Source organism: Shinella agrisoli (assembly GCF_046557955.1).
GTDB lineage: Bacteria > Pseudomonadota > Alphaproteobacteria > Rhizobiales > Rhizobiaceae > Shinella.
On sequence record NZ_JBJIEP010000033.1, the window covers coordinates 22,751 to 46,470 of the forward strand.

A 23,720-nucleotide genomic window follows, 5' to 3' on the forward strand; every position below is an offset into this window, starting at 1 on the left:
GGCCGGTGAGACGCAGCCAGGAACAAACGCTGCCGGACGCAGGCGGCATGGCGCCCCCCGACAAGATCCTGCCGCTCGCGCTCATCCGTGACCGGGCCACCACGGACCTCATCCTCTCCGGGCTCGACGCCTCCGGCGTCGCCTTCGCGCTGTTCTCGCCCGAGGACGAGCTTTCCTACGGCTCGACGGCCTTCAAGGCGCTCTTCGACGTGCAGCCCGGCGCGCGCACCTTCGCCGACATCATGCGGCACTGCCATGTGAAGAGCGTCGGCCCCAAGGTGGCGGCGCCGATCGAGGACTTCCTGGAGATGGCGCGCGCGAAACGGCGCAGCAGCCCGCAGCGCGACTTCGAGATCGACATGAACGACGACCGCTGGTTCCTGGTGAACGAGACGCTGCTGCCGGGCGGCTGGCTGTGGCACGTCTTCACCGACATCACCGTGCTGAAATACAACGAGCAGCTTTTGCAGCGCGCCCGCGACGCGGCGCAGCTCGCCGCCGATACGGACCCGCTCACGGGCCTGCTCAACCGCCGCGCGGCGATGGAACGGCTGGAGGCGGAAATCCAGGCCGCCTTCCGCGACTGCACGCAGCTTTCGCTCGCCCTGATCGACCTCGACCACTTCAAATCGATCAACGACCGCTACGGCCATGCCAAGGGCGACGACGTGCTGCGCCACTTCGCGGCCGCCGGCCGGCAGCAATTGCGCGGCGGCGACATCTTCGCGCGGATCGGCGGGGAGGAGTTACTGGTGCTGATGCCGGGCGCCGGCATCCGGGAGGCGACGAACGCGGCCGAGCGTCTGCGCGAGCACATCGCGCGCGCGGAGACCCGCGCCGGGCTCGGCTGCGCCTACACCATGTCGGCCGGCGTCGCGGAATATTGCGGCAACGCGGCGGAGGACCTGTTCCAGCGGGCCGACCGCGCGCTCTACCGCGCCAAGCATCTCGGCCGGGACCGGACCGAACAGGCGGACTGACGCCGTCAGTCGAAGGTCAGCACGATCTTGCCGATATGATCGCCGTGCTCCATCATGCGGTGGGCGGCGGCGGCCTGCCCGAACGGCATGACGGCATGGACGACCGGGGCGACGCGTCCCTCCTCCAGGAGCGGCCAGACCTTTTCCAGAAGCGCGTCGCGGATCTCCTGCTTTTCGGCCGCCGTGCGCGGGCGCATGGCCGAGCCCATGAGGTGCAGACGCTTTTGCAGGATGGGCGCGAGGCTGACCTTTTCCGCGAACGTGCCGCCGAGGAAGGCGATGATCGACAGCCGCCCGTCGCGGGCGAGCGATTTCAGGTTGCGCTCGAAATAGGCCGCGCCGATCATGTCGAGGATCACGTCCACGCCCGCCTTGCCGGTCTCCTGCGCGACGGCCGCGCAGAAATCCTCGCTGCGGTAGTTGATCGCGCGGACGGCGCCGAGCCCGAGGCACGCATCGCACTTCTCCGCCGTGCCGGCCGTCGCGAAGACGCGCGAGCCGAAGGCGGCGGCCAGCTGGATCGCCGTCGTGCCGATGCCGCTCGATCCGCCGTGGACAAGCACGCTTTCGCCGGGTTTCAGGCCCGCCATCATGAACAGATTGGCCCAGACGGTGAAGAAGGTCTCCGGCAGCGCCGCCGCCTTCACCGCGTCGTAGCCCTTCGGAAAGGGCAGCGCCTGCGTCGCCGGCACGGCGCAATACTGCGCATAGCCGCCGCCGTTCGCCAGCGCGCAGACCCTGTCGCCGAGCGCGTAGCCGGTGACGTCCTCGCCGATCGCCACGACCTCGCCGGCGATCTCCAGGCCGAGGATGGGGCTGGCATCGGGCGGCGGCGGATAGTCGCCCTTGCGCTGGAGCACGTCCGGCCGGTTGATGCCGGCCGCCTCGACCCGCACGAGGATCTCGCCGCTGCGCGGCTGCGGCGTCCTGCCCTCCATCACCGCCAGGTTGTCCGGGCCGCCGTGTTCGCTGAGCCCGACATAGGACATGGACGATGGAAGTGACATGGGCGTATCTCCGGGATGCGGGGTATCGTTCGCGGCGATCCTAGCCCAAAGCGTCCGCCATTTGAATCCGCGCAGGCGCCCCTGCGGCATCAGGCCCCGGCCGCGGGGTGCGGCCCGGCCGATGCCGAGGACAGGACGAGCCCCGCCTCGCTCGCCTTGGCGTCCGCCTTCAGGGCGGCGATGCGGCTGCTGATCTGCCCCGCCTCGCCGATCACCTCGCCTTCCGGCACGACAAGGACGACGGCCGAGCAGCGCATCAGCGGGAAGGTCGTCGGGTTGCCGGCCCGGTCGCGCCCGCGGATTTCGCCGGCGAGCTGGTCCTCGGGCGAATAGAGCGCGCGCACCTCGCGGGAGAAATCGGCGAGCATGCGCTCCAAAATCCCCCGCACCGCCTCGACCGGCCGGCCGGAGACGCCGGCGAAGAAATCGTCGCCGCCGACATGGCCGACGAAGACGTCCTCGCCGACGAACTCGCGGCGGAGCAGCGAGGCGAAGAGCGAGATCGCAAGGTCGCCCTTCTGGAAGCCGTAATGATCGTTGAACGGCTTGAAGTTGTCGAAGTCGAAATAGCACAGGCACCGGAGCTGGTCGCCGTCGAGCGCCCTGTCCTGGAGGTAGTCGCGGATCGAGCGGTTGCCGGGAAGGCCGGTCAGCGGGTTCTGGTCCTCCGCCGTCTTCAGCCGCTTCTCGTTGATGATCTTGAGAAGCGAGGAGGCCGAGAGGATGCCGGCATAGCGCAGGTTCTCCGTCAGGATGACGCATTCGTTGCCGCCCATGCCGGTGAAGACGTCGAGGAGCTGTTCGGCGGGCGTATCGAGGTCGGCGATCGGCGCGGTGGTGACGAAGTGCGACAGGCTCTTCTGGTAGAGCCTGTTCTTCAGCAGGTCGCGGCCGAAGGGGTGATAGCTCAGCTCCTTCACGTGGTACTCGTGCAGGATGCCGCGCGGCTCGTCGTTGGCGTTGAGCACCGGGAAGAAGGTGCGCTTGGGGTCGCGGCGGAAGAACTCGAAGACCGATTCCAGGCTCTCGTTCTCGCGCAGCACCGCGACATGCTCGATCTCGCGGCGGATGAGGATGCTGTCGAGCGTGCGCGAATTGCGGCGCGTGCCGCCGGCGCGGGCGACCTGCGCATAGACCGGCCCGAGCGCCGAGAAGTCCGTGACCGGGCGGGAGACGAACCAGCCCTGCACGAGGTCGCAGCCCGCCTCGCGGCAGGCGACGAACTCCGCCTCGCTCTCCACACCTTCCGCGATCACGCGGATGCCGAGCACGTGGGCGGCGTTGACCGTGTTGCGCACCAGATGGCGCTTGCGGGCGTCGGCCTCCATGCCGGAGATGAAGTGGCGGTCGATCTTGAGGTAATCGACCGGGTGGTCGCAGAGCAGCTTCAGCCCGTTGTGGCCGACGCCGAAATCGTCGATGGCGAGCTTGAAGCCGGCAAGGCGCAGCTTGCGCACGAGGACGGCGAAATCCGGCAGCGTGTCGTTGTCGAAGCGCTCGGAGATCTCGAAACAGATCGAGGAGGCCGGGATGCCGGCGCGGGCGAGATGGCCGGCAAGGCGTTCGACGAGGTCGGCGCCCTCCGGCACGAGGCGGGAATCGAGGTTGATGAAGAGCGTGCGCGAGCGGAAGTCCGGCAGGGCGGCGAAGGCGGCGATCGCCCGGCTGTTGACCATGTGCTCCAGCGCCAGAAGCTGGCCCGCCTCGTGCGCCCGGTCGATGAGGTCGAGCGGCGAGCGGAAGCCGAGGCGTTCGAAGCCGCGCATCAGCGACTCGTAGCCGAAGACCGCGCCGGTCGCGGCCTCCACGATCGGCTGGAAGGCCGTTTCGATCACCAGTTTGGCGAGCGTGACGATCTCGCCGTCGCCAAAACGGCGAAGGGCGAGCAATTCGGCGGCGGACATGGGCTACTCCGGGGCGTGGACTTTGCCGCGAAGTGTCCGCCCATATCCCTGAACAATCCGTTTCCTTAGTATGACAATTCGATGAAACTTCAACGACTACAAGGAGTTGAAACAGAATTTCCTCATATGGGGAGCGCCAGCAGCAAGGCGCCTCCGCCGATCATCAGCACGGCCAGCCAATGGGCGGGCGAAAGCTGCTCGCCGAGGAAGAGGACGGCGAAGACGGCGACGAGCACGACGGAGAGCTTGTCGACGGGCGCCACCTGCGCGGCCTTGCCGATCTGGAGCGCGCGGAAATAGCACAGCCAGGACGCGCCGGTCGCCAGGCCCGACAGGACGAGGAAGACCCAGCTCCTCCCCGGCACGGAGCCGGGCGCCTGCCAGTTGCCGGAAAGCGTCAGCATGAGGGCGATCGCCAAAAGGATGACGACGGTGCGCACGAAGGTCGCAAAGTCCGAATGGACCCCGGCGATGCCGACCTTGGCGAAGATCGCGGTCAGCGCGGCGAAGACGGCCGAGCCGAGCGCCCAGACCTGCCAGGATGTCAAGAGCGCCTTCACGTTGCACCTCCAGCGAGCACCATGCGCGTCATCGCAAGCCCGGCCGCGACGGCCGCGAGCGACAGGACGACCGAGGCGCCGACATAGAGCGCCGCAAGCCCGGCCTCCCCCCGCTCCCAGAGCAGGGCGGCATCGAGCGAGAAGGCGGAAAAGGTGGTGAAGCCGCCGAGGATGCCCGTCGTCAGGAACAGCCGCAGCTCGGCGGGCAGGTGGCCGCGGAAGGCGAAGACCCCGGCGACGAGGCCGATCAGCAGGCAGCCGAGCACGTTGATGGCGAGCGTTCCGGCCGGAAAGGCCGTGCCGAAGAACCGCGCCGACAGCACGTTCACCCCATGCCGGCCCGCGCCGCCGAGGCCCGCGCCGAGAAAGACGATCAGATAGTTCATGTCCGTTGCCCTCAAAGTTCAGCGATCCGACATCCGGACAACAAAAAACCGCCCTCGGGCGGTCGCCAAACATGCTCCCGCCGTCGACGGCCATCGCTGGCCGGTTCTGGCAGGAGCTATCAGCCGGTGAACGGCGGTTGTCGGGGAGCTCCATCCCCATCCCACGGGGAATTTCTAGGCGCTGGCGGGGCCGCTGTCAAACGGCTCAATGCCGCCGTTCGAGGATCGAGACGTAGTTGGCGACCGCCGTGCCGCCCATGTTGAAGAGGCCGCCGAGGGTGGCGCCGGGGACCTGGATGCCGCCCGCCTCGCCGGCGAGCTGCATGGCCGCCAGCACGTGCATGGAGACGCCCGTCGCGCCGATCGGGTGGCCCTTGGCCTTGAGGCCGCCGGAAGGGTTCACCGGCAGCCGCCCGTCCCGGCCCGTCTCGCCGGAGAGCGCCAGCCGGCCGCCCTCGCCGGGCCTTGCCAGCCCCATCGCCTCGTATTCGATGAGCTCGGCGATGGTGAAGCAGTCGTGCGTCTCGACGAAGGAGAGGTCGGCGAGCCTCGCCCCCGCCTCCGCCAGCGCCTGGCGCCATGCCTCCGCGCAGCCCTCGAAACGCAGGATGTCGCGCTTCGACAAGGGCAGGAAATCCTGCACATGGGCGGCGGCGCGCAAGGCGATGGCGCGCGGGGCGCTTGCGGCGGCGTCCGCAGAGGCGAGCACGAGGGCGGCCGCGCCGTCGGAGACGAGCGAGCAGTCCGTGCGCTTCAGGGGGCCGGCGACGAAGGGGTTCTTCTCGCTCTCGGTGCGGCAGAAATCGAAGCCGAGGTCCTTCCGCATCTGGGCATAGGGGTTCGCGGCGCCGTTCCTGTGGTTCTTGGCGGCGATGGCCGCGAGCGCGTCCGACTGGTCGCCGTGGCGCTGGAAATAGGCGGAGGCGATGCGGCCGAAGACGCCGGCGAAGCCGGCGGGCGTGCCGCCGTCCTCCGGCAGGTAGGAGGCCTTCAGCAGGTTGGCGCCGATCTCGGCCGGCGGCGTTGCCGTCATCTGCTCGACGCCGACGACGAGCACATGGCGCGCCGCCCCGGCGCGGATGGCGCGGATGCCCTGGTGCACGGCGGCCGAGCCGGTGGCGCAGGCGTTCTCCACCCGCGTGGCGCGCTTGAAGCGCAGGGCGTCGTCCGCCTGGAGCACGAGGCTGGCGGTGAAATCCTGCGGCGAGAAGCCGGCGTTGAAGTGGCCGAGCACGATCTCGTCGATCTCCGCCGGGCCTATGCCGGCATGGGCGACGGCCTGGCGGGCGACGGTGACGATCAGGCTCTCGACCGTCTCGCCTTCGAGCTTGCCGAAGCGCGTGTGCGCCCAGCCGGTGATGCAAACGTCCATGAAGAATCCTCCCGCCGGCATGATGGGCCGACGGCGGCGGGAGGTAAAGGGCGGAGCGGCGCAGATGCCGCCCCTCATCCGCCTGCCGGCACCTTCTGCCCGCAAGCGGGGCGAAGGGGTATGCCGCGCCGGTTTCCTCAAGCGATGGCGGTTCGTGGGGCAAGTCCCCTCTCGCGCTTGCGGGGAAAGGGCCAGGGCGAGGGGCGGACGCCGCTTGCCAAGAGCGCAGACGTACCGGAGCGCCTATTTCCTCAGCGCCAGGCCGAAGGCGATCAGCGCCCAGCCCTGCATGGCCAGGTCGAAGGCGAGGAAGAGGCCGAGCAGCCACAAGCTGTTGACCGGCCAGCCGAGGAGGAAGACAAGGCCCGCCAGCGCCGTGACGATGCCGCCCGCCATCAGCCAGCCCCAGCCCTTTTCCGGCCGGACGCGCCAGGCGGCGAAGATGCGGAAGACGCCGGCCACCAGCAGGGCCGCCGCCATCAGCAGGGTCAGCACGGCCGAGGTCAGCACCGGGTTGACGAAGGCGAGCACGCCGGCCGCCAGATAGAGCAGCGCGCTCAGCGCCCAGGCGATCGTCTCCCGCCAGGCCTTGACCTGGAAGGCGTGCGCCAGGTGCACCGCGCCGCCGACGATCATCAGCATGCCGACGTAATAGACCGAGGCGACCGTGGCGACGAAGAGGTTGGCGGCGGCGATGCCGCCGAAGACGAGCAGGACGACGCCGAGGGCGACGAACCACCCCCATTTGGCGCGGACTTCCGAGAGGGGGTTCATTCCGGGAGACAGGACCATGGCACACCTCGAAAACTGAATGAAAACAGCGGGAGGCTAACACGAGTCCGCCCTTCATTGCGATGCCTGATTGCATCTTGGAAGAGCCGAAGATTTTTATTGATTGATCACTCAATTAAAAATATCCTCGACGAAGAACAAAGGGGAACGCCGTGCCGAAGGTCGGAATGGAGCCGGTGCGCCGCAAGGCGCTGGTGGACGCGACGCTGAGAGCCGTCGGCGATCACGGGTCGCTGACCGTCACCATGTCGGAGATCGCCCGCCATGCGGGCGTGTCGCCTGCCCTGGCGCACCACTATTTCGGCTCGAAGGAGCAGCTCGTCATCGAGACGATCCGCAGCCTGCTGCGCACGCTGCGCGCGGATGCCGCGGCGGCGCTGAAGGAGGCCGCAACGCCGCGCGAAAAACTTTCGGCGGTCATCCGCGTCAATTTCCAGGCGCACCAGTTCGCGCCGGAGACCGTCGCCGCCTGGCTCGCCTTCTATACGGAAGCGCAGCGTTCGGAAGCGGTGCGGCGCCTCCTCGTCGTCTATGCGCGGCGGCTCAACTCCAATCTCCTGTCCAACCTCAAGCAACTCTGCTCCGCCGAGAAGGCGGCCGCCATCGCCGACGGCGCGGCGGCGATGATCGACGGGCTCTACCTGCGGCAGGGGTTGCGCTCGGCGCCCGTCAGCATCGAATCCTCGATCGCGCTGACGGAGAGCTATGTGGACGCGCAGCTCCGGGCCTGCGGGGTGGAGGCGGAATGATGGGTAGAGCCAGCCATACCATCCTGTTCCACACCCGAGGATCCCACCCGTGACCGCCAGCAAGCCGAACATCCTGATCATCATGGTCGACCAGCTCAACGGGAAACTCTTTCCGGACGGGCCGGCGGACTTCCTGCACGCGCCGCACCTCAAGGCGCTCGCCGCGCGCTCGGCGCGCTTTGCCAACAACTACACTTCCTCGCCGCTGTGCGCGCCGGCCCGCGCCTCCTTCATGGCGGGACAATTGCCGAGCCGCACGCGGGTTTACGACAATGCGGCCGAATATATCTCCTCGATCCCGACCTTCGCGCATCACCTGCGCCGCGCCGGCTACTACACGGCGCTTTCGGGCAAGATGCATTTCGTCGGGCCGGACCAGCTGCACGGCTTCGAGGAGCGGCTGACCACCGACATCTATCCCGCCGATTTCGGCTGGACGCCGGATTACCGCAAGCCCGGCGAGCGCATCGACTGGTGGTACCACAACATGGGCTCGGTGACGGGCGCGGGCGTCGCGGAGATCACCAACCAGATGGAATATGACGACGAGGTCGCCTTCCTCGCGGGCCAGAAGCTCTACCAGCTCGCGCGCGAGAACGACGACGCGGGCCGCCGCCCCTGGTGCCTCACCGTCTCCTTCACCCATCCGCACGATCCTTACGTGGCGCGCAGGAAATTCTGGGACCTCTACGAGGACTGCGAACACCTGATGCCGGAGGTCGGCATGCTGGAGGTGCAGGACCCGCATTCCGAGCGGATCCTCAAATCCTGCGACTATGCCGCCTTCTCCATCACCGAGGAGAACGTGCGCCGCTCGCGCCGGGCCTATTTCGCCAACATCTCCTACCTCGACGAGAAGGTGGGCGAACTCCTCGACACGCTCGAGCGCACGCGCATGCTCGACGACACGCTGGTCCTCTTCTGCTCGGACCACGGCGACATGCTCGGCGAGCGGGGCCTGTGGTTCAAGATGAACTTCTTCGAGGGCTCGGCCCGCGTGCCGCTGATGATCGCCGGCCCCGGCGTCGCGCCCGGCCTCACCCTCGCGCCCACCTCCAACCTCGACGTGACGCCGACGCTCTGCGAGCTTGCCGGCATCTCGATGGAGGAGGTCCTGCCCTGGACGGACGGGGAAAGCCTCGTGCCGGTGATCGGCGGGGCCGAGCGGGTTTCGCCGGTGCTGATGGAATATGCGGCGGAAGCCTCCTATGCGCCGCTCGTCGCCATCCGCGAGGGCAAGTGGAAATATGTCCATTGCGAGCTCGACCCGGAGCAGCTCTACGACCTCGACGCCGATCCTCTGGAGCTCACCAACCTTGCCGCCTCCGAGGACCCGGTGATCCGGGCGACGCTGGAGGCCTTCCGGCAGATGCGCGAGGCGCGCTGGGACATGGCGGCCTTCGACGCGGCCGTGCGCGAGAGCCAGGCGCGGCGCTGGGTGGTCTACGAGGCATTGCGCAACGGCGCCTACTATCCGTGGGACCACCAGCCGCTGCAGAAGGCCTCCGAACGCTACATGCGCAACCACATGAACCTCGACAACCTCGAAGAATCCAAACGCTATCCGCGGGGAGAATGAGATGAGAGCCCAACCGAAAGCCTCGCACTTCATCGACGGCGAATACGTCGAGGACGTTGCCGGCACGCCCTTCGAGAGCGTCTATCCCGCCACCGGCGAGGTGATCGCGCGCCTCCATGCGGCGACACCCGCCATCGTGGAAAAGGCCGTCGCCTCCGCCAGGCGGGCGCAGAAGGAATGGGCGGCGGCGAGCCCCACCGCGCGCGGGCGCGTCCTCAAACGCGCGGCGGAGATCATGCGCGAGAGGAACCGGGAGCTTTCCGAGCTGGAGACGCTGGACACCGGCAAGCCGATCCAGGAGACCATCGTCGCCGACCCGACATCCGGGGCGGACGCCTTCGAGTTCTTCGGCGGCATCGCGGCGGCGGGGCTCAACGGGGATTACATCCCGCTCGGGCAGGACTTCGCCTTTACCAAGCGCGTGCCGCTCGGCGTGTGCGTCGGCATCGGCGCGTGGAACTATCCGCAGCAGATCGCCTGCTGGAAGGGCGCGCCGGCCCTCGTCTGCGGCAATGCCATGGTGTTCAAGCCCTCGGAGAACACGCCGCTCGGCGCGCTGAAGATCGCCGAGATTCTTGTCGAGGCCGGGTTGCCGAAGGGGCTCTACAACGTCATCCAAGGGGATCGGACGACCGGGCCGCTGCTCGTCAACCACAAGGACGTCGCCAAGGTCTCGCTGACCGGCTCCGTGCCGACGGGCCGGAAGGTGGCGGGGGCGGCCGCCTCCGACCTCAAGCATGTGACCATGGAGCTCGGCGGCAAGTCGCCGCTCATCGTCTTCGACGACGCCGACCTCGAAAGCGCCATCGGCGGGGCGATGCTCGGCAACTTCTATTCGACGGGGCAGGTCTGCTCGAACGGCACGCGCGTCTTCGTGCAGAAGGGCATCAAGCAGAAATTCCTGTCGCGTCTCAAGGAGCGCACGGAGAAGATCCTGATCGGCGACCCGATGGACGAGGCGACGCAGCTCGGCCCGATGGTCTCGAAGGCCCAGCGCGACAAGGTCCTCGACTATATCGGGAAGGGTAAGGCCGAGGGCGCGACGCTCCTGACCGGCGGCGGCATCCCCAACGACGTCTCGGGCGACGGCTACTACATCCAGCCGACCGTGTTCTCCGATGTCACCGACGGCATGACCATCGCGCGGGAAGAGATCTTCGGGCCGGTCATGTGCGTGCTCGACTTCGACAGCGAAGAGGAAGTCGTCGCGCGCGGCAACGCCACGGAATTCGGCCTGTCCGGCGGCGTCTTCACGGCGGACATCACCCGCGCGCACCGCGTGGCCGACCGGCTGGAGGCCGGCACGCTGTGGATCAACACCTACAACCTCTGCCCCGTGGAAATCCCCTTCGGCGGCTCCAAGCAGTCCGGCTTCGGACGCGAGAACTCGCTCGCCGCGCTGGAGCACTATAGCGAGCTGAAGACGGTCTACGTGTCGATGGGCAAGGTCGAGGCGCCGTATTGAGGTGATCGGGATTGCCCCTCATCCCGCTGCCGCGACCTTCTCCCCGCAAGCGGGGCGAAGGAGGCTGGACGCGTCGTTTTCCGCCGCATCGGCGCCACGCGGATCGGAATGAGCGATCGCCACATCGTCCTTCTCCCCGCTTGCGGGGAGAAGGTGCCGGCAGGCGGATGAGGGGCTTAAACGCAGGAAAGAAACGGTCATGCAGAACGCGGACTACATCATCATCGGCTCCGGCTCGGCCGGCTCGGCGCTGGCCTACCGGCTTTCGGAGGACGGCCGGCATAGCGTCATGGTGCTGGAATACGGCGGGTCGGATTTCGGGCCGTTCATCCAGATGCCGGCGGCGCTCGCCTGGCCGATGAGCATGAAGCGCTACAACTGGGGCTATCTCTCCGAGCCGGAGCCGCACCTCAACAACCGGCGCATCACGGCGCCGCGCGGGAAGGTGATCGGCGGATCGTCCTCGATCAACGGCCTCGTCTACGTGCGCGGCCATGCGGAGGACTTCAACCGCTGGGAAGAGCTCGGCGCGCGCGGCTGGGCCTATGCGGACGTGCTGCCCTACTACAAGCGCATGGAGACCTCGCACGGCGGCGAGGACGGCTGGCGGGGCACGGACGGGCCGCTGCACGTGCGGCGCGGCCCGGTGACGAACCCCCTCTTCCACGCCTTCATCCAGGCCGGACAGCAGGCAGGCTTCGAGCTGACGGACGACTACAACGGCTCCAAGCAGGAGGGCTTCGGCCTGATGGAGCAGACGATCCACAACGGCCGGCGCTGGTCCGCGGCGAACGCCTACCTGAAACCGGCGCTGAAGCGGCCGAACGTCTCGCTCCTGCGCTGCTTCGCCCGCAAGATCGTCATCGAGGACGGCCGGGCTACCGGCGTCGAGATCGAGCGGAACGGCGTCATCGAGGTGGTGAAGGCGAACCGCGAGGTGATCGTCTCGGCCTCCTCCTTCAACTCGCCGAAGCTCCTGATGCTCTCCGGCATCGGCCCGGCGCAGCACCTCAAGGACATGGGGATCGAGGTGAAGGCCGACCGGCCGGGCGTCGGCGCCAACCTGCAGGACCACATGGAATTCTACTTCCAGCAGGTCTCCACCAAGCCGGTCTCGCTCTATTCCTGGCTGCCGTGGTTCTGGCAGGGGGTCGCCGGGGCGCAGTGGCTGCTCTCCAAGGGCGGGCTCGGCGCCTCAAACCAGTTCGAGGCCTGCGCGTTCCTGCGCTCCGCGCCGGGGCTGAAGCAGCCGGACATCCAGTACCATTTCCTGCCCGTCGCCATCTCCTACGACGGCAAGGCGGCGGCCAAGAGCCACGGTTTCCAGGTGCATGTCGGCTACAACCTGTCGAAGTCGCGCGGCACCGTCACGCTGCGCTCTCCCGATCCGATGGCCGATCCCGTCATCCGCTTCAACTACATGAGCCACGAGGAGGACTGGGTGAAGTTCCGCCATTGCGTGCGCCTCACCCGCGAGATCTTCTCGCAGAAGGCGTTCGACGAGTTCCGCGGGCCGGAGATCCAGCCGGGCGAGACGGTGCAGACGGACGCCGAGATCGACGCCTTCCTGCGCGAGCACCTGGAAAGTGCCTACCACCCCTGCGGCACCTGCCGCATGGGCGATCCGGACGACCCGATGGCCGTGGTCGATCCGCTGACGCGCGTCATCGGCGTCGACGGCCTGCGCGTGGCCGATTCCTCGATCTTCCCGCACGTGACCTACGGCAACCTCAACGCACCGTCGATCATGACCGGGGAGAAGGCGGCCGACCACATCCTCGGCAAGCAGCCGCTGCCCCGCTCCAACCAGGAGCCGTGGGTGAACCCGCGCGCGGCCGTGAGCGACCGGTAACACTTCGGAACCATATTCGATCGCAGGGATTTACGCCGGCATTGCCCGGAGGAAGCCCATGCCGATCTACCACAAGGTTTCGCGAAACGACGTCAGCAAGGAGACCGATCTGGTCGTCACGCTGATCGAGGGCGTGACCGGCCCCTGCGCCTTCATCACCGATCCGGCGCAGGCGCGCGACACGATCCCCATACCGGTGGAAGAGGCCCTTGCCAGCGCTGAGCGGATGATCGCCGGCGACGTCAACCCGCGCAACCTCGTCGTCGTCGACGAGGAGGACCTGTGGGACGAGCGCTGGGGCCGGCTCCTGCCGCACCCGGCCCGCAGCGCCGTCAGATGAAGGCGATCCAGCGCCCCGCCAGCACCGCGCCGATCCAGAGGACGAGCGACAGCAGCGCCTGCACGCGCAGGGCGGGCGTCACCGCGCCTGTCGCAAGCGCCCGGCGCCAGCCGCCGAGCCGGTGCAGGACGAGCGCATTGGCGACGCCGAGGGCGACGAGCGAGACCTTCGCCAGGAAGGCCGGGTTTTGCGCATATTCCTGCGGGCGGACGGAGAACAGGCAGAGGCCGGTGAGGACCGCCAGCACGACGCCGGCCGCCGCGGTGCACGACAGGAGCGGGCCGACGGCGGCTATCGGCGCGGAGCGGATCACGCCGGCGAGCCTGAGGTCGAGCGGCACGATGGCGCCGACGACGAGGCCGATCGCAAGGACATGCGCGGCATTCACGACGAGGTAGAGCCGCGCCGACCCTTTCAGGGCGGCGGCGACCGGCGTTGCGGCGAACCAGTCGAGCGCCTCCATCCCGGCCCCGTCAGTTCGTCCGGATCCGTTCCGGGTAGATGTCGTAGACCTTGCCGGCCACCGTGATGCGCACCGCCTTCATGCGCTTCTCGCTTCTGTCCAGCGAGCGGTTGCCGAGCACCACGACCTCGTCGCCCGGCTTGGCGGACGTCTCGTCGAAGCCCGAGCGCTCCGTCTGGCGCGGATTGCCGAGCTCGATCTTCCACAGCCCGTCCGCGGCCTCGACGTCCAGCGAGGGATGCGGCGGCGCGACGGTGACGGAGACGACCTTGCCGGTCAGTTCCGTCTGCGCCTCCTCCGCCCAGCCCCAGCCGTGATGGGCAAGAGCCGTCGCGCACGTCATCGCGACAGCGGCGGCGGCGGCGGCGAGCGTCTTTCCTGCAATCTGCATGGCATGCTCCTTCCTTAAAACCTTGAGGTAGATAGAATACACGCCCCGTCCGGCGAGGCCGTTCAAGCATTGTTGAACGGCCGGCGCGTGGCCTTGCCGAACAATAGTCCACTATTTTTGTAGAATAATTTCAAAGCGTTCGGCGGCGGCAGGATTTCTGCTGCGGGCGGCAGATGGAGAGATATTTGCTCCTGCGCCCGAGGCTTTGGAAATCCGTTTTGCTGTCCCCTTCCGCCCGGGGCTGCGATAATCCCGCAAATTCTTGCGAAGGCTTTGAAACGGAATGACTGCTCTTACCGGAAACGGGACCGCCGAGGCCCTGAACGCCAAACTCGCCGGCCTCGACCTTGCCGGGCGCCTCGCGCTCGTGGCCGGGCTCGGCGGGCGCGCCGTCTTCACCACCAGCCTCGGCATCGAGGACCAGGTCATCACCGCCGCCATCGGCACGCAGCGCCTGCCGATCGACGTGGTGACGCTGGAGACCGGCCGCCTCTTCAAGGAGACCGTCGACCTCATCGACGAGACCGAGGGCCAGTACGGCATCACCATCACCCGCTATCATCCGGTGCAGGACGACATCGACGCCTATGCCGCGAAATACGGCCTCAACGGCTTCTACGAGAGCGTGGAAGCGCGCCACGCCTGTTGCGGCGTGCGCAAGCTGAAGCCGCTTGCGCGCGCGCTCGAAGGGGCATCCTTCTGGATCACCGGCCTTCGCCGCGGCCAGTCCGGCAACCGCGCCGACACGCCCTTCGCGGAATTCGACGCCGAGCGGAACCTCGTCAAGATCAACCCGCTGGCCGACTGGGACATCGAGCGCATCAAGGCCTATGTGGCCGACAATGCCGTGCCGGTGAACCCGCTGCACGCCCGCGGCTATCCCTCCATCGGCTGCGAGCCCTGTACGCGCGCCATCAAGCCGGGCGAGCCCGAGCGCGCCGGCCGCTGGTGGTGGGAGAACGACGAGAAGCGCGAATGCGGCCTGCACGTTCCCGAAGCCGCCGCCTCCCCCATCCGGGCCCCGAGCGCGGCCTGAGCGAACGCACCGCCCCTCCCAAGGCGCCCCATCCGGAGTTGAGAGTCCAAATGTCCGATATCCGTCACGAAGCGGAAGCGAAGCACAACGCAACGCCGAAGCCGCCGCTCGATCCGCACCTGAAGGCGCTGGAGAACGAGGCGATCCACATCTTCCGCGAGGTCGCCGCCGAATTCGAGCGGCCCGTCATGCTCTATTCGATCGGCAAGGACTCCTCGGTCCTGCTGCACCTTGCGCGAAAAGCCTTCTATCCCGGCCGCGTGCCCTTCCCGCTGCTGCACGTCAACACGGGCTGGAAGTTCGCCGAGATGATCGCCTTCCGCGACAACATCGTGAAGGAATACGACCTCGACCTCACCGAGCACATCAACCCGCGCGGGGCGGCGGAGAACATCACGCCCTTCACGCACGGCTCGGCCCTCTATACGGACATCATGAAGACCGAAGCGCTGCGCCAGGCGCTCGACGCCGGCAAGTACGACGCGGCCTTCGGCGGCGCGCGGCGCGACGAGGAGGCTTCGCGCGCCAAGGAGCGCATCTACTCCTTCCGCACGCCGGACCACCGCTGGGACCCGCGCAACCAGCGCCCGGAGCTGTGGAACATCTACAACGGCATGATCCGCCAGGGCGAGAGCGTGCGCGCCTTCCCGCTCTCAAACTGGACCGAGGTCGACATCTGGCGCTACATCCAGGCCGAGGACATCCCGATCGTGCCGCTCTACTTCGCCAGGAAGCGCCCCTATGTGGAGCGCGACGGCATGATGATCCTCGCCGAGGACCCGCGCCTCGAACTGCTGCCCGGCGAAACGAAGCAGGAAGGCGTCATCCGCTTCCGCACGCTCGGCTGCTTCCCGCTGACCGGCGCCATCCGCTCCGACGCCGCGACGCTCGACGACATCATCGCCGAGCTGGAGACCGCCACCGTCTCCGAACGCCAGGGCCGCGCGATCGACCGCGACCAGTCCGGCTCCATGGAAAAGAAGAAACGCGAAGGGTATTTCTGAGATGACCGTGTCCGCCACCGCAACCGCCGAGGTGCTTCCCGTGGAAGAGCCGGTCCACGAACAGGCGCGGGCGATCCGCGATTCCCGCCCGCTCCGCCTCATCACCTGCGGCTCGGTCGACGACGGCAAGTCGACGCTGATCGGCCGCCTGCTCTGGGACACCAAGGCCGTCAAGGAAGACCAGGCCGCCACGCTCCACCGCGACAGCGGCAAGCAGAACGACCTCGGCCTGCCCGACTTCGCGCTGCTGCTCGACGGCCTGCAGGCCGAGCGCGAGCAGGGCATCACCATCGACGTCGCCTACCGCTACTTCTCGACGGACCGCCGCTCCTTCATCGTCGCCGACACGCCCGGCCATGAGCAGTACACCCGCAACATGGCGACCGGCGCCTCGACGGCGGACCTCGCCGTGCTCCTGGTCGATGCCCGCGCCGGCATCCTCGAGCAGACCCGCCGGCACGCCACCATCGCCACGCTGATGGGCATCCGCCAGTTCGTGCTCGCCGTCAACAAGATCGACCTGACGGACTACGACCGCGCCCGCTTCGATCAAATCGCGCACGAGTTCCGCGAATTCGCGCTGACCCTCGGCGTCAAGCAGATCACCGCCATCCCCATGTCGGCGCTGAAGGGCGAGAACGTCGTCTACGACGGCAGCAAGGCCATGCCCTGGTACGACGGCCCGACGCTGGTGGAAACGCTGGAGAAGGCGACGACCCGCGCCGGCCAGACGGTCGGCTTCCGCCTGCCGGTGCAGCGCGTCTCGCGCCCCGGCGAAAGCTTCCGCGGCTACCAGGGCACGGTCGCCGGCGGCTCGGTCAAGCCGGGCGACAGCGTCGTCGTCCTGCCCTCGGGCATGGTGGCGAACGTCACCAAGATCGTCACCTTCGACCTCGTGCGCAACGCGGCCGTGGCGGGAGACGCCGTCACGCTGGTCCTCGACCGCCAGGTGGACGTTTCGCGCGGCGACATGATCGTCGCCATCGACAGCCAGCCGATGACCGGCCGCGGCTTCGACGCCCAGCTCGTCGCCCTCCAGCCGGAGGGCATCGAGCCAGGAAAACGTTACTGGCTGAAGAGCGGCTCGCGCCGCCAGCGCGTCAGCGTCGCGCCGGTGAGCCAGCTCGACCTTGCGACCTCGAAGTGGAATCCGGCCGAAAGGCTGGGCATGAACGCGATCGGCAAGGTGCGCCTCACCTTCGACGAGCAGGCGATCTTCGACACCTACGAGCAGAACCGCACGACCGGCGCCTTCATCCTGATCGACCCCGACACCAACAACACGGTCGCCGGCGGCATGATCACCGGCCGCCGCTCGGAGATCGGCGGCATCCACAAGGACGACCAGCGCGTGCTGCTGTCGCTGCCCGCCGACCTCGCGGAGAAGATCATGGCGACCGAGCTCTTCGCGGGCCGCCGCCAGGACGTCGACGTGCGCCACACCAGCGCCGGCCGCGCCGCGGAGCTGCTGGCGGACCTCGACGAATAGCGCCCGCCGAATCGGGCATGAAAGGCGATCGGGCATGAAAAAGGGGCCGGAAGGCCCCTTCGGTCTTGTGACGACAGTGCCCCAAGCACGCCGTCATCCTCGGGCTTGACCCGGGGATCCATTCCTTTCGAAGGCTTATGGATGCTCGGGTCAGGCCCGGGCATGACGGAGGAGAGGCTGGTGGAGCCTTCCGGCCCCTTTTATCCCATCGTCTTTATCCCGTCGTCTGCCCGCTCAGAAGAAGAAGTACCAGAGCAGGAGGACGACGAAGAGCGGCACGCCCATCAACCAGAGAATCAAAGCCCGAGCCATTGGATTTTCCTTTCCTCATTGCGTTGACCTGGAAACGCGCGCGGGCGCGGATTGTTCCATCAGGGGTTGATGGAAAGGCCCTACTTTTCCTCGCCCGCCTTGGAGGGCGGCCCACCGTCCTGCGGCGCGTCGGAACCGTTGCCGATCTCGATCTTGGCGAGGATGAAGAGCACGACGAAGCAGGCGGCCGTGGCGACGACGGCGACGAACCAGTAGCCGAGCCCGACCGCCAGGCCGACGGCGCCGGCAAGCCACATGCCCGCGCCCGTCGTCAGCCCCTTCACCTGCCCGCGCGAAAAGACGATCATCCCGGCGGCAAGGAAGGCGACGCCGGAGGTGACGGCTTCGATGACGCGCAGCGGATCGATGCGCACCTGCTCGTCGGAGAAGCCGGCCATGTGCACGCTCTCGATGGAAAGGAGCGCGAAGACGCAGGCCGCGAGCGCCACCAGGATATGCGTGCGAAGGCCTGCCGGATGGTCCTGGTATTCCCGTTCCGCGCCGATCACCGCGCCGAGCAGGATCGCCCCGACCATGCGCGCGAGGATGACGGGATAGGGCACTTCGGTCCTCGGAAAGAGGTCGGCGATGATCTGTTCCATGGCTCGCCAAACGCCGCAGCCGCCATCCTGTTCCCCCCGCACAAGGCCGGCGCGGAAAAATCCCCCGCCATCCCGGCACTTTCGCCAACATGGCGGATTTTTTTGATATTTTGCGCTTGTCGAAACGAAAAGCCTGTTCTATAGGAAGCGCCGCTGGTCACGGAGTGTAGCGCAGTCTGGTAGCGCACCACGTTCGGGACGTGGGGGTCGCGTGTTCGAATCACGCCACTCCGACCAGCGGAAACCGCTAAAAGATCAGGCGGTTGAATGTTTCCCGAAAATCCTCTTGAAAAATCACGGCAATGAATACGGCAACGATTGCTACTTCATTCGCCCTGCCCTCCCTGTTGTAAACGCTTCCCCGACACCGGCCTGATGATCCGGGTGATGATGGCCGTAGGTCTTCTCCAGCGTCTCCAGGGTCATCCCCAGATAGCCGGACGCCTCCCACTTGTCGGTGGCTGCCTGCATGAGCCATGTGGCGGCTGTATGTCGCAAGGTGTGGCGGACGACGCCATCAGCTCCCTCACCCAATACCTCGTCGACCAAGTTCCGGAAGGCCCGCTTGGGGTCCGCCGGCTTCCCGTTGTACTCGACGACATACCTGGCGCCGTTCGAATGCCACCGTCTCATGTGGGCGAGCAGACGAGCAGGAAGGCGGATCGGCGGCGCACGTTTATTCGAGGCCACCATCTCGCCTTCCCACGCGCGATAGAACATGCCGGCATCCAGATCGATGTACGGACGCCCCTGCTCCTTCACGAACGACGCCTGCCATATCCGCGAGAATAGCGATGAAGAAGCGTACGCCTGGTTTCTTGTGGTGGAGGCCGTCGACATCGATTGCGCAAGTGAATTTGCAGAGGCGATCGGGATATCAAACGCCGCACCTTGGACCGCATTGTGAAACCCTGACCGATCGTCGGAACGCCAACGGGGTCCAGATAACAAGTCAGCGGGTTGCCTTCATGGGCGCGCAGAAACGCGCGGCCACGCTGAGACGTGGTCGTAATGGTCATGGTTGATCCTCTGGTGGTTAGGTTAGGCGCGTGGCGATGCAGACGTGCCGAAAATGCCGGACGTGCGCTGGCACCCCGACACGTAGAATGCGGAGCGGTTCATGATGGGGTCCTTTCGTGCGAGATTTGGGAGTTGCCCTTAGCCAAGGCTCATTTAGCACGGCAAGGTTACATTTGTGCCTTGACGAGAATGTCTAGGATATTCCTAATGAATCCAACTTCAGCATACGGGATGACATTCGATGCTTGAAAAAAGCGAATTCAAAGAAAAGCTCAATGAACTTGGTGACTTCTGGGAACGCATCGAGTTTCCTAATGGAGTGGTTGTCGGTCCTGGCCGCAACAAAGAGCTTTTGTGGAAGAAATATCTTTCAAAACACATCAGCAAGGAAAGTCTGTCCGGGAAGAAAGTTCTGGACTTGGGGTGCAACGCTGGCGGCAATCTCATAGAGATAGCCAAAGCTTGTCCCTCGCGTCTTGTTGGTGTTGAGGGTAACGAGAAGTTTTACAACCAAGCTAAGTTTGTCGTAAAGACATTTTCCATTGACGCGGAAGTGCTTCATTATCGTATTTCTTCCGACACACCCCCTGAGAAATATGCCAAAGATCTCGGCAAGTTCGACGTGATCTTCTACCTGGGCGTCTTGTATCACCTCACGCGCCGAGCCAACCTCAATATCCTGCGATATATCAGGCAGAACTCACAACGCTCGTTCTTCTCGTCCCAACTCTTCATGAGTGAGGCAAGGAGTAATGTTGATTGGGAATTGACTGAGGATGGCCACAGGAAATTGTTTGAGGAGGCTGGCTTCTCGGAGATCATAACGATCCACAAGAAGACCGAAAGCGAAAACTGGTCAGCTTTGACAAACCAATGGTATTTCGAAGCGAAGTAGCCTTTTACGTGTTGTGCGTGAGGCATAAACACTACTTCGTCAATCGTCACCCTCCCTCACCCTGTCCCGGCCACTCGAACGCCGGCAGTTCATCAATGAAATCCTCGATGGTCGGCACCTGCCGCTCGCCGACGGCGACCTTGCCAAGCTCGGTCGTGGAATAGCTCCATACCGCGGATCGCCAGGCGAACAGCGCCTCGGCCTCGGCCGCGAATGTCGGATTAGGATCGTTCCGATACGAGACGGCCGTCTGCACGCTGTCGTACTGGCGTTCCCTGGCTTTGGCGTCGAGTTGGGCCTGGATGGCGCCTGAGAACTGCGCCAGGAGCGCAGCCTTGGCCTGCTCGGCCTTCGCCTCGGCCGTGATGATGATCGCGGGATCAGGCGTCCACATCGGTGTTCTCCTCGTTCACGGGTTCAGGATCGTGCGGCAGATCGAGCGGCCCGTCCGGCGGATCGACGATCGGCGCGGGGTTCGTCACGGCCTGGGACGGGTTGTCGCCCGAATAAGGAAGCCGAATAGTGAGGACGAGGTGCCCGCCCTCGCGCCTGACAGGGCCGCGGATAAAGTCGCAGGATACGGCAAAATCCGCGATCTAGGCGCCATCCGGCAGGCTCGAAAAGTCGTAAGCCTCGCCGTTGATCGTAAGGCAGTCACCCGACTTGACGATCTCGACGGCCGACCCGTCATAGAGCGGCGATAGGTTGATGATCATTGCTATGCTCTCCTTTAGAACCAGCGGCCGACCGCTGTGATCTTAAGCCCAACCGTCTGCCCTGCCAGCGACGACGATGCCATGAGACGGCACTGGGCAGCGCCGACGGCCGAGGCTCTTTGGAAGCCCACCCAGATATTGCCCACGGCGAGCTGATCGGGCGAAATCGATACCGATGTCGTTGCGGCGGATACGAAGTTCGAAGCCAGCGAGAGGCCAATGAGGGCGGACACGAATGCATTTCCCGTCGCCGTGTTTATGTCGTAGGTCTCTGTGACGACGCCGGTGCAGATCTGCGTGCCGTCAGCGAAGCGCACCCATTCGCCGTTGGCGTTGCTGCCGCGCTGCATGACCCCGCCGGTCGGGACGCCGCCTGACTGGCCTACGGGCCGGAGAATGGTTCCCTGATGGATAACCTCGCACCACGGCGTCCAGCCGGAATTGCCGTAGCTGCGGATGAAGACGCGAAGACCTGCCGCCGTAGAGTCTCCCCCATACGACACGAACATCTGCGTGTGCCTGTTCGTCTGGGAATAGTTGACGTAAAGCGCACCTGCGGAAGAGATCGGGTAATTGTTGTTGGGCGTGTTGGCGCCGGTCGGATTGTAGTAGAGGCCGCCTGCCGTCAGGTTGTCGAGGTTGTCGGACGCCGTCAGAATGACCGCGAAGCCATTCCCGAAGTCGCTGGCCTTAAGCAACCGCCCGCCGGTCGTGTCCGTCTGGCTCTGCGTGACGACCGTACCGAGGAGCCGGCCGTCAAGGGTGTAGTTGGTGCCGGATCGAGGAAGAGTGCGAGGTCGCCCTTGTGGTCCCGCTTGTGGTGCGCGACCGGAGCGTCCGGTGCCTTGCCCTTCCCTATCAGTAGCTTGCCGCAGCCGTGCCACTGGCAGGTGTAGTTGTCGCGAAGGAAGATCTTCTTGCGGAGCGGTTGCCAGGCCGGATGCTTGTAAAGCGTCTGGTGCTCTGGCCGGAAGCGTTTAGGCGCCACGCAGACTCTCGACTTCAAGCCAGTGGTCGTTGATGCGGACCAGGGCCTTGCCGTCGGGCTGAACAGCCTGGGCGTCCACAGTGCCAGCGATACGGTTGACGGGGCAGTAAAGGTTCATGCCAATCACGGGGAGACCGTTCTTAGGAGGGACCGGGAGGAGGATGGCCGTCGGGAGATCCCGAACCCGACGGCCGACCAGCGCACGAACGGAGAGGACGTGCGAGGTGATTGAAGCTATCGACTCCTGCCCCCAGACGTTGCATCATTCAACCGTTGTCATTTACAGGGGAACGAAGATGAGATTTTCATTTCTGCATCGGGTCGCCATTTGCACGATAGTAGCGTTCACGGCAGCGCATGCATCCGCAGAGACTCGGTTCGAAAGAATGGGCATCAAATACTGCGCGGCAGCGCCAGATGCACCTACTTTTGTCCAAACATACAGAATTGTTGATCGGCGGATAGGGTCACGTGACGGGAGAAAACGTGAGACCGTCACTATTACAGTGGCGCCTGGCTACCGCGTGGTAGATACAGATATCGCGGTGGGTCGACGGCACAGAGCTGGCGTCGAACTTGCCAACATTGAATATGCCGGACAACTCGGGTTTGACAACAATGTGGTTACGCGCTTTCGCAAAGCCGTTTCGAAGTCATCAGCAAGTGGTAAGCTCGTTCTTGGCCCTAACTCAAAGTATTCATGAGGCGCAAACAAAAGCAGCGATGATCTGATACGAGACTTTCTCGCTTCGCAGCGCGTTTATGCCAATACTCATACCACAATCAAGGTGAAATACAGCATGAGTCCCAGATGGGGAAGGAGCGGATCGTGGATTACGGCTGATCTTCATGTCGTCGTTCAGCGGGTGCCGACTGAGGATCATATTGAACGAGCTACCCGATTTATCGAACGTGCAATTGAAGCCGATCTAGTGGTTGATACGGACACTGTGATGGCTGAAATATTGAAACAATGAAACGACTATCGTGATCTGAGAAGCCGGACCTAAGCCCGGCTCCCGCCGATGTGGATACTCCCCGTTAGTTGTAGGGAGAATTACAATACGCCCTTACACCGACCCGCGGCACATACGTGTTGTCGGACACGCGATATGTCCTGTAACGGTTGGCGCACCACTGCTCGTGACTGCCGCCGTAGCTCGTCGAAGGCTGGGACATCGCGCCTCCAATAATGGCTCCTGCCCCGAAAGCAGCAAGCGGATACCACCATCCGTCACTATGGCGGCGGTAACCCCGGCGATGTTCTCGGTAACCCCGCTGGCCGTTGTACCAGCCCTGGCGGTCTCGGCCATACCGACGAACTTCCCGCCTGTCTCGCCTGTCCCTACCGTCCCGCCAGTCGCGCCTATCGCGTCGGAACTCACGCCCGCGAAGCCATTCACGCCTGTCTTGGACCTGCTGCACGTCGCTTTGGACAATGATCGGGCTAGTCGGCACACCGATCGGTGTAGCCATTGCCGGCGACAGACCGGAGAACGCCGTTGCCATGGCAATTGCAATTATCGATAATTTCTTCACGCTCTTGTCCTTTCAATTGATGACCAAGCCTATGGGTCATCAATTGAACGCTGGATGAACGCGAAGTTTCCCGCGGTAACGTTATCGTGTGCCGTTTGGCCAATGTCTAGGGATGGAAAGTGTGAGTATCCGCTTTCGAAGCTGATTGCCGGCCTACCATAATGGAAGCGGCAGCCGAAGACGCATGAGCTATATTCACCCCCTAGAGCGAACTGATCTTGGGTTGAATCGGAGTAGGATTCCCAAGTCGCCGTATTTGTGATTCAAGATGCTGGCTGG

The 23,720-nt window shown here is 65.4% G+C and carries 23 protein-coding genes, 1 tRNA gene and 1 riboswitch; of the genes, 11 read left to right on the forward strand and 13 right to left on the reverse strand.

The window, feature by feature from the left end:
* The first annotated feature begins 5 nt into the window (after positions 1 to 5).
* Positions 6 to 980: a sensor domain-containing diguanylate cyclase gene (locus ACIIOY_RS24435; RefSeq protein WP_411037285.1), complete on the forward strand. Its 975-nt coding sequence runs from the start codon at positions 6 to 8 to the stop codon at positions 978 to 980.
* Between the two features lie 5 nt (positions 981 to 985).
* Here ACIIOY_RS24435 and ACIIOY_RS24440 read toward each other — a convergent pair whose 3' ends face one another.
* The 6 genes from ACIIOY_RS24440 to ACIIOY_RS24465 all read right to left on the reverse strand — a co-directional run bounded on the left by ACIIOY_RS24440 (position 986) and on the right by ACIIOY_RS24465 (position 7,001).
* Positions 986 to 1,987, reverse strand: coding sequence for an NAD(P)H-quinone oxidoreductase (locus tag ACIIOY_RS24440; RefSeq protein WP_411037286.1), 1,002 nt, complete (start codon positions 1,985 to 1,987; stop codon positions 986 to 988).
* A gap of 89 nt (positions 1,988 to 2,076) precedes the next feature.
* The gene (locus ACIIOY_RS24445; protein ID WP_411037287.1) at positions 2,077 to 3,891 is read right to left on the reverse strand and encodes an EAL domain-containing protein; all 1,815 of its coding nucleotides are present in this window, start codon (positions 3,889 to 3,891) and stop codon (positions 2,077 to 2,079) included.
* Between the two features lie 122 nt (positions 3,892 to 4,013).
* Positions 4,014 to 4,451, reverse strand: a complete 438-nt coding sequence (locus ACIIOY_RS24450) for an EamA family transporter (RefSeq protein ID WP_411037288.1) — start codon at positions 4,449 to 4,451, stop codon at positions 4,014 to 4,016.
* A complete protein-coding gene (gene crcB / locus ACIIOY_RS24455) occupies positions 4,448 to 4,837 on the reverse strand; it encodes a fluoride efflux transporter CrcB (RefSeq protein ID WP_411037289.1) in 390 nt (129 codons plus the stop codon). The genes ACIIOY_RS24450 and crcB overlap by 4 nt, the downstream gene beginning before the upstream one ends.
* 103 nt (positions 4,838 to 4,940) lie before the next feature.
* Positions 4,941 to 5,004: riboswitch (Fluoride riboswitch) on the reverse strand.
* Positions 5,005 to 5,042: 38 nt separating this feature from the next.
* Positions 5,043 to 6,209, reverse strand: coding sequence for an acetyl-CoA acetyltransferase (locus tag ACIIOY_RS24460; RefSeq protein WP_411037290.1), 1,167 nt, complete (start codon positions 6,207 to 6,209; stop codon positions 5,043 to 5,045).
* A 243-nt stretch (positions 6,210 to 6,452) separates the two neighbouring features.
* Positions 6,453 to 7,001: an HdeD family acid-resistance protein gene (locus ACIIOY_RS24465; protein WP_411037291.1), complete on the reverse strand. Its 549-nt coding sequence runs from the start codon at positions 6,999 to 7,001 to the stop codon at positions 6,453 to 6,455.
* Between the two features lie 152 nt (positions 7,002 to 7,153).
* On the opposite strand from ACIIOY_RS24465, the gene betI reads away from it, so the two are divergent.
* From betI to ACIIOY_RS24490, 5 genes are all read left to right on the forward strand, one after another.
* Positions 7,154 to 7,750 (forward strand): transcriptional regulator BetI, encoded by a 597-nt coding sequence (gene betI / locus ACIIOY_RS24470; protein WP_411037292.1) that lies wholly within the window; start codon positions 7,154 to 7,156, stop codon positions 7,748 to 7,750.
* 49 nt (positions 7,751 to 7,799) lie between these two features.
* The gene (gene betC / locus ACIIOY_RS24475) at positions 7,800 to 9,329 is read left to right on the forward strand and encodes a choline-sulfatase (RefSeq protein ID WP_411037293.1); all 1,530 of its coding nucleotides are present in this window, start codon (positions 7,800 to 7,802) and stop codon (positions 9,327 to 9,329) included.
* Position 9,330: 1 nt separating this feature from the next.
* Complete coding sequence (betB, locus tag ACIIOY_RS24480) at positions 9,331 to 10,794, forward strand: betaine-aldehyde dehydrogenase (protein ID WP_411037294.1); 1,464 nt, start codon at positions 9,331 to 9,333, stop codon at positions 10,792 to 10,794.
* A 199-nt stretch (positions 10,795 to 10,993) separates the two neighbouring features.
* Positions 10,994 to 12,646: a choline dehydrogenase gene (betA, locus tag ACIIOY_RS24485; protein WP_411037295.1), complete on the forward strand. Its 1,653-nt coding sequence runs from the start codon at positions 10,994 to 10,996 to the stop codon at positions 12,644 to 12,646.
* A gap of 58 nt (positions 12,647 to 12,704) precedes the next feature.
* The gene (locus ACIIOY_RS24490; protein ID WP_411037296.1) at positions 12,705 to 12,986 is read left to right on the forward strand and encodes a hypothetical protein; all 282 of its coding nucleotides are present in this window, start codon (positions 12,705 to 12,707) and stop codon (positions 12,984 to 12,986) included.
* Here ACIIOY_RS24490 and ACIIOY_RS24495 read toward each other — a convergent pair.
* A complete protein-coding gene (locus ACIIOY_RS24495) occupies positions 12,979 to 13,449 on the reverse strand; it encodes a DUF2214 domain-containing protein (RefSeq protein WP_411037297.1) in 471 nt (156 codons plus the stop codon). The genes ACIIOY_RS24490 and ACIIOY_RS24495 overlap by 8 nt on opposite strands.
* A 10-nt stretch (positions 13,450 to 13,459) precedes the next feature.
* On the reverse strand, positions 13,460 to 13,792 hold the full coding sequence (locus ACIIOY_RS24500) for a DUF6152 family protein (protein ID WP_411037307.1): 333 nt from the start codon (positions 13,790 to 13,792) through the stop codon (positions 13,460 to 13,462).
* A 331-nt stretch (positions 13,793 to 14,123) separates the two neighbouring features.
* Between ACIIOY_RS24500 and ACIIOY_RS24505 the strand changes: the two genes are divergently transcribed.
* From ACIIOY_RS24505 to cysN, 3 genes are read left to right on the forward strand one after another with little or no spacing between them, the layout of a single operon-like run.
* Positions 14,124 to 14,876 carry a phosphoadenylyl-sulfate reductase gene (locus ACIIOY_RS24505; RefSeq protein ID WP_411037298.1) on the forward strand — a complete coding sequence of 251 codons (753 nt, stop codon included), beginning with the start codon at positions 14,124 to 14,126 and terminating at the stop codon, positions 14,874 to 14,876.
* Positions 14,877 to 14,926: 50 nt separating this feature from the next.
* On the forward strand, positions 14,927 to 15,880 hold the full coding sequence (cysD, locus tag ACIIOY_RS24510; RefSeq protein ID WP_411037299.1) for a sulfate adenylyltransferase subunit CysD: 954 nt from the start codon (positions 14,927 to 14,929) through the stop codon (positions 15,878 to 15,880).
* 1 nt (position 15,881) lies between these two features.
* Entirely contained in the window at positions 15,882 to 17,369 is a 1,488-nt protein-coding gene (gene cysN / locus ACIIOY_RS24515) for a sulfate adenylyltransferase subunit CysN (protein ID WP_411037300.1), read from the forward strand.
* Positions 17,370 to 17,761: 392 nt separating this feature from the next.
* Here cysN and ACIIOY_RS24520 read toward each other — a convergent pair whose 3' ends face one another.
* Positions 17,762 to 18,283, reverse strand: a complete 522-nt coding sequence (locus ACIIOY_RS24520; RefSeq protein WP_411037301.1) for an MgtC/SapB family protein — start codon at positions 18,281 to 18,283, stop codon at positions 17,762 to 17,764.
* Between the two features lie 160 nt (positions 18,284 to 18,443).
* Here ACIIOY_RS24520 and ACIIOY_RS24525 point away from each other — a divergent pair.
* Positions 18,444 to 18,520, forward strand: a tRNA-Pro gene (locus tag ACIIOY_RS24525).
* Between the two features lie 84 nt (positions 18,521 to 18,604).
* Here ACIIOY_RS24525 and ACIIOY_RS24530 read toward each other — a convergent pair.
* Entirely contained in the window at positions 18,605 to 19,045 is a 441-nt protein-coding gene (locus ACIIOY_RS24530) for a site-specific integrase (protein ID WP_411037302.1), read from the reverse strand.
* 499 nt (positions 19,046 to 19,544) lie between these two features.
* Here ACIIOY_RS24530 and ACIIOY_RS24535 point away from each other — a divergent pair, with 499 nt between their 5' ends.
* Positions 19,545 to 20,198, forward strand: a complete 654-nt coding sequence (locus ACIIOY_RS24535) for a DUF1698 domain-containing protein (RefSeq protein ID WP_411037303.1) — start codon at positions 19,545 to 19,547, stop codon at positions 20,196 to 20,198.
* A 46-nt stretch (positions 20,199 to 20,244) separates the two neighbouring features.
* Here ACIIOY_RS24535 and ACIIOY_RS24540 read toward each other — a convergent pair whose 3' ends face one another.
* The 3 genes from ACIIOY_RS24540 to ACIIOY_RS24550 all read right to left on the reverse strand — a co-directional run bounded on the left by ACIIOY_RS24540 (position 20,245) and on the right by ACIIOY_RS24550 (position 23,411).
* Positions 20,245 to 20,592, reverse strand: a complete 348-nt coding sequence (locus tag ACIIOY_RS24540) for a hypothetical protein (protein WP_411037304.1) — start codon at positions 20,590 to 20,592, stop codon at positions 20,245 to 20,247.
* Between the two features lie 336 nt (positions 20,593 to 20,928).
* Complete coding sequence (locus ACIIOY_RS24545; RefSeq protein WP_411037305.1) at positions 20,929 to 21,612, reverse strand: pyocin knob domain-containing protein; 684 nt, start codon at positions 21,610 to 21,612, stop codon at positions 20,929 to 20,931.
* Between the two features lie 1,331 nt (positions 21,613 to 22,943).
* Positions 22,944 to 23,411 carry a BA14K family protein gene (locus ACIIOY_RS24550; protein WP_411037308.1) on the reverse strand — a complete coding sequence of 156 codons (468 nt, stop codon included), beginning with the start codon at positions 23,409 to 23,411 and terminating at the stop codon, positions 22,944 to 22,946.
* Positions 23,412 to 23,720: the final 309 nt, after the last annotated feature.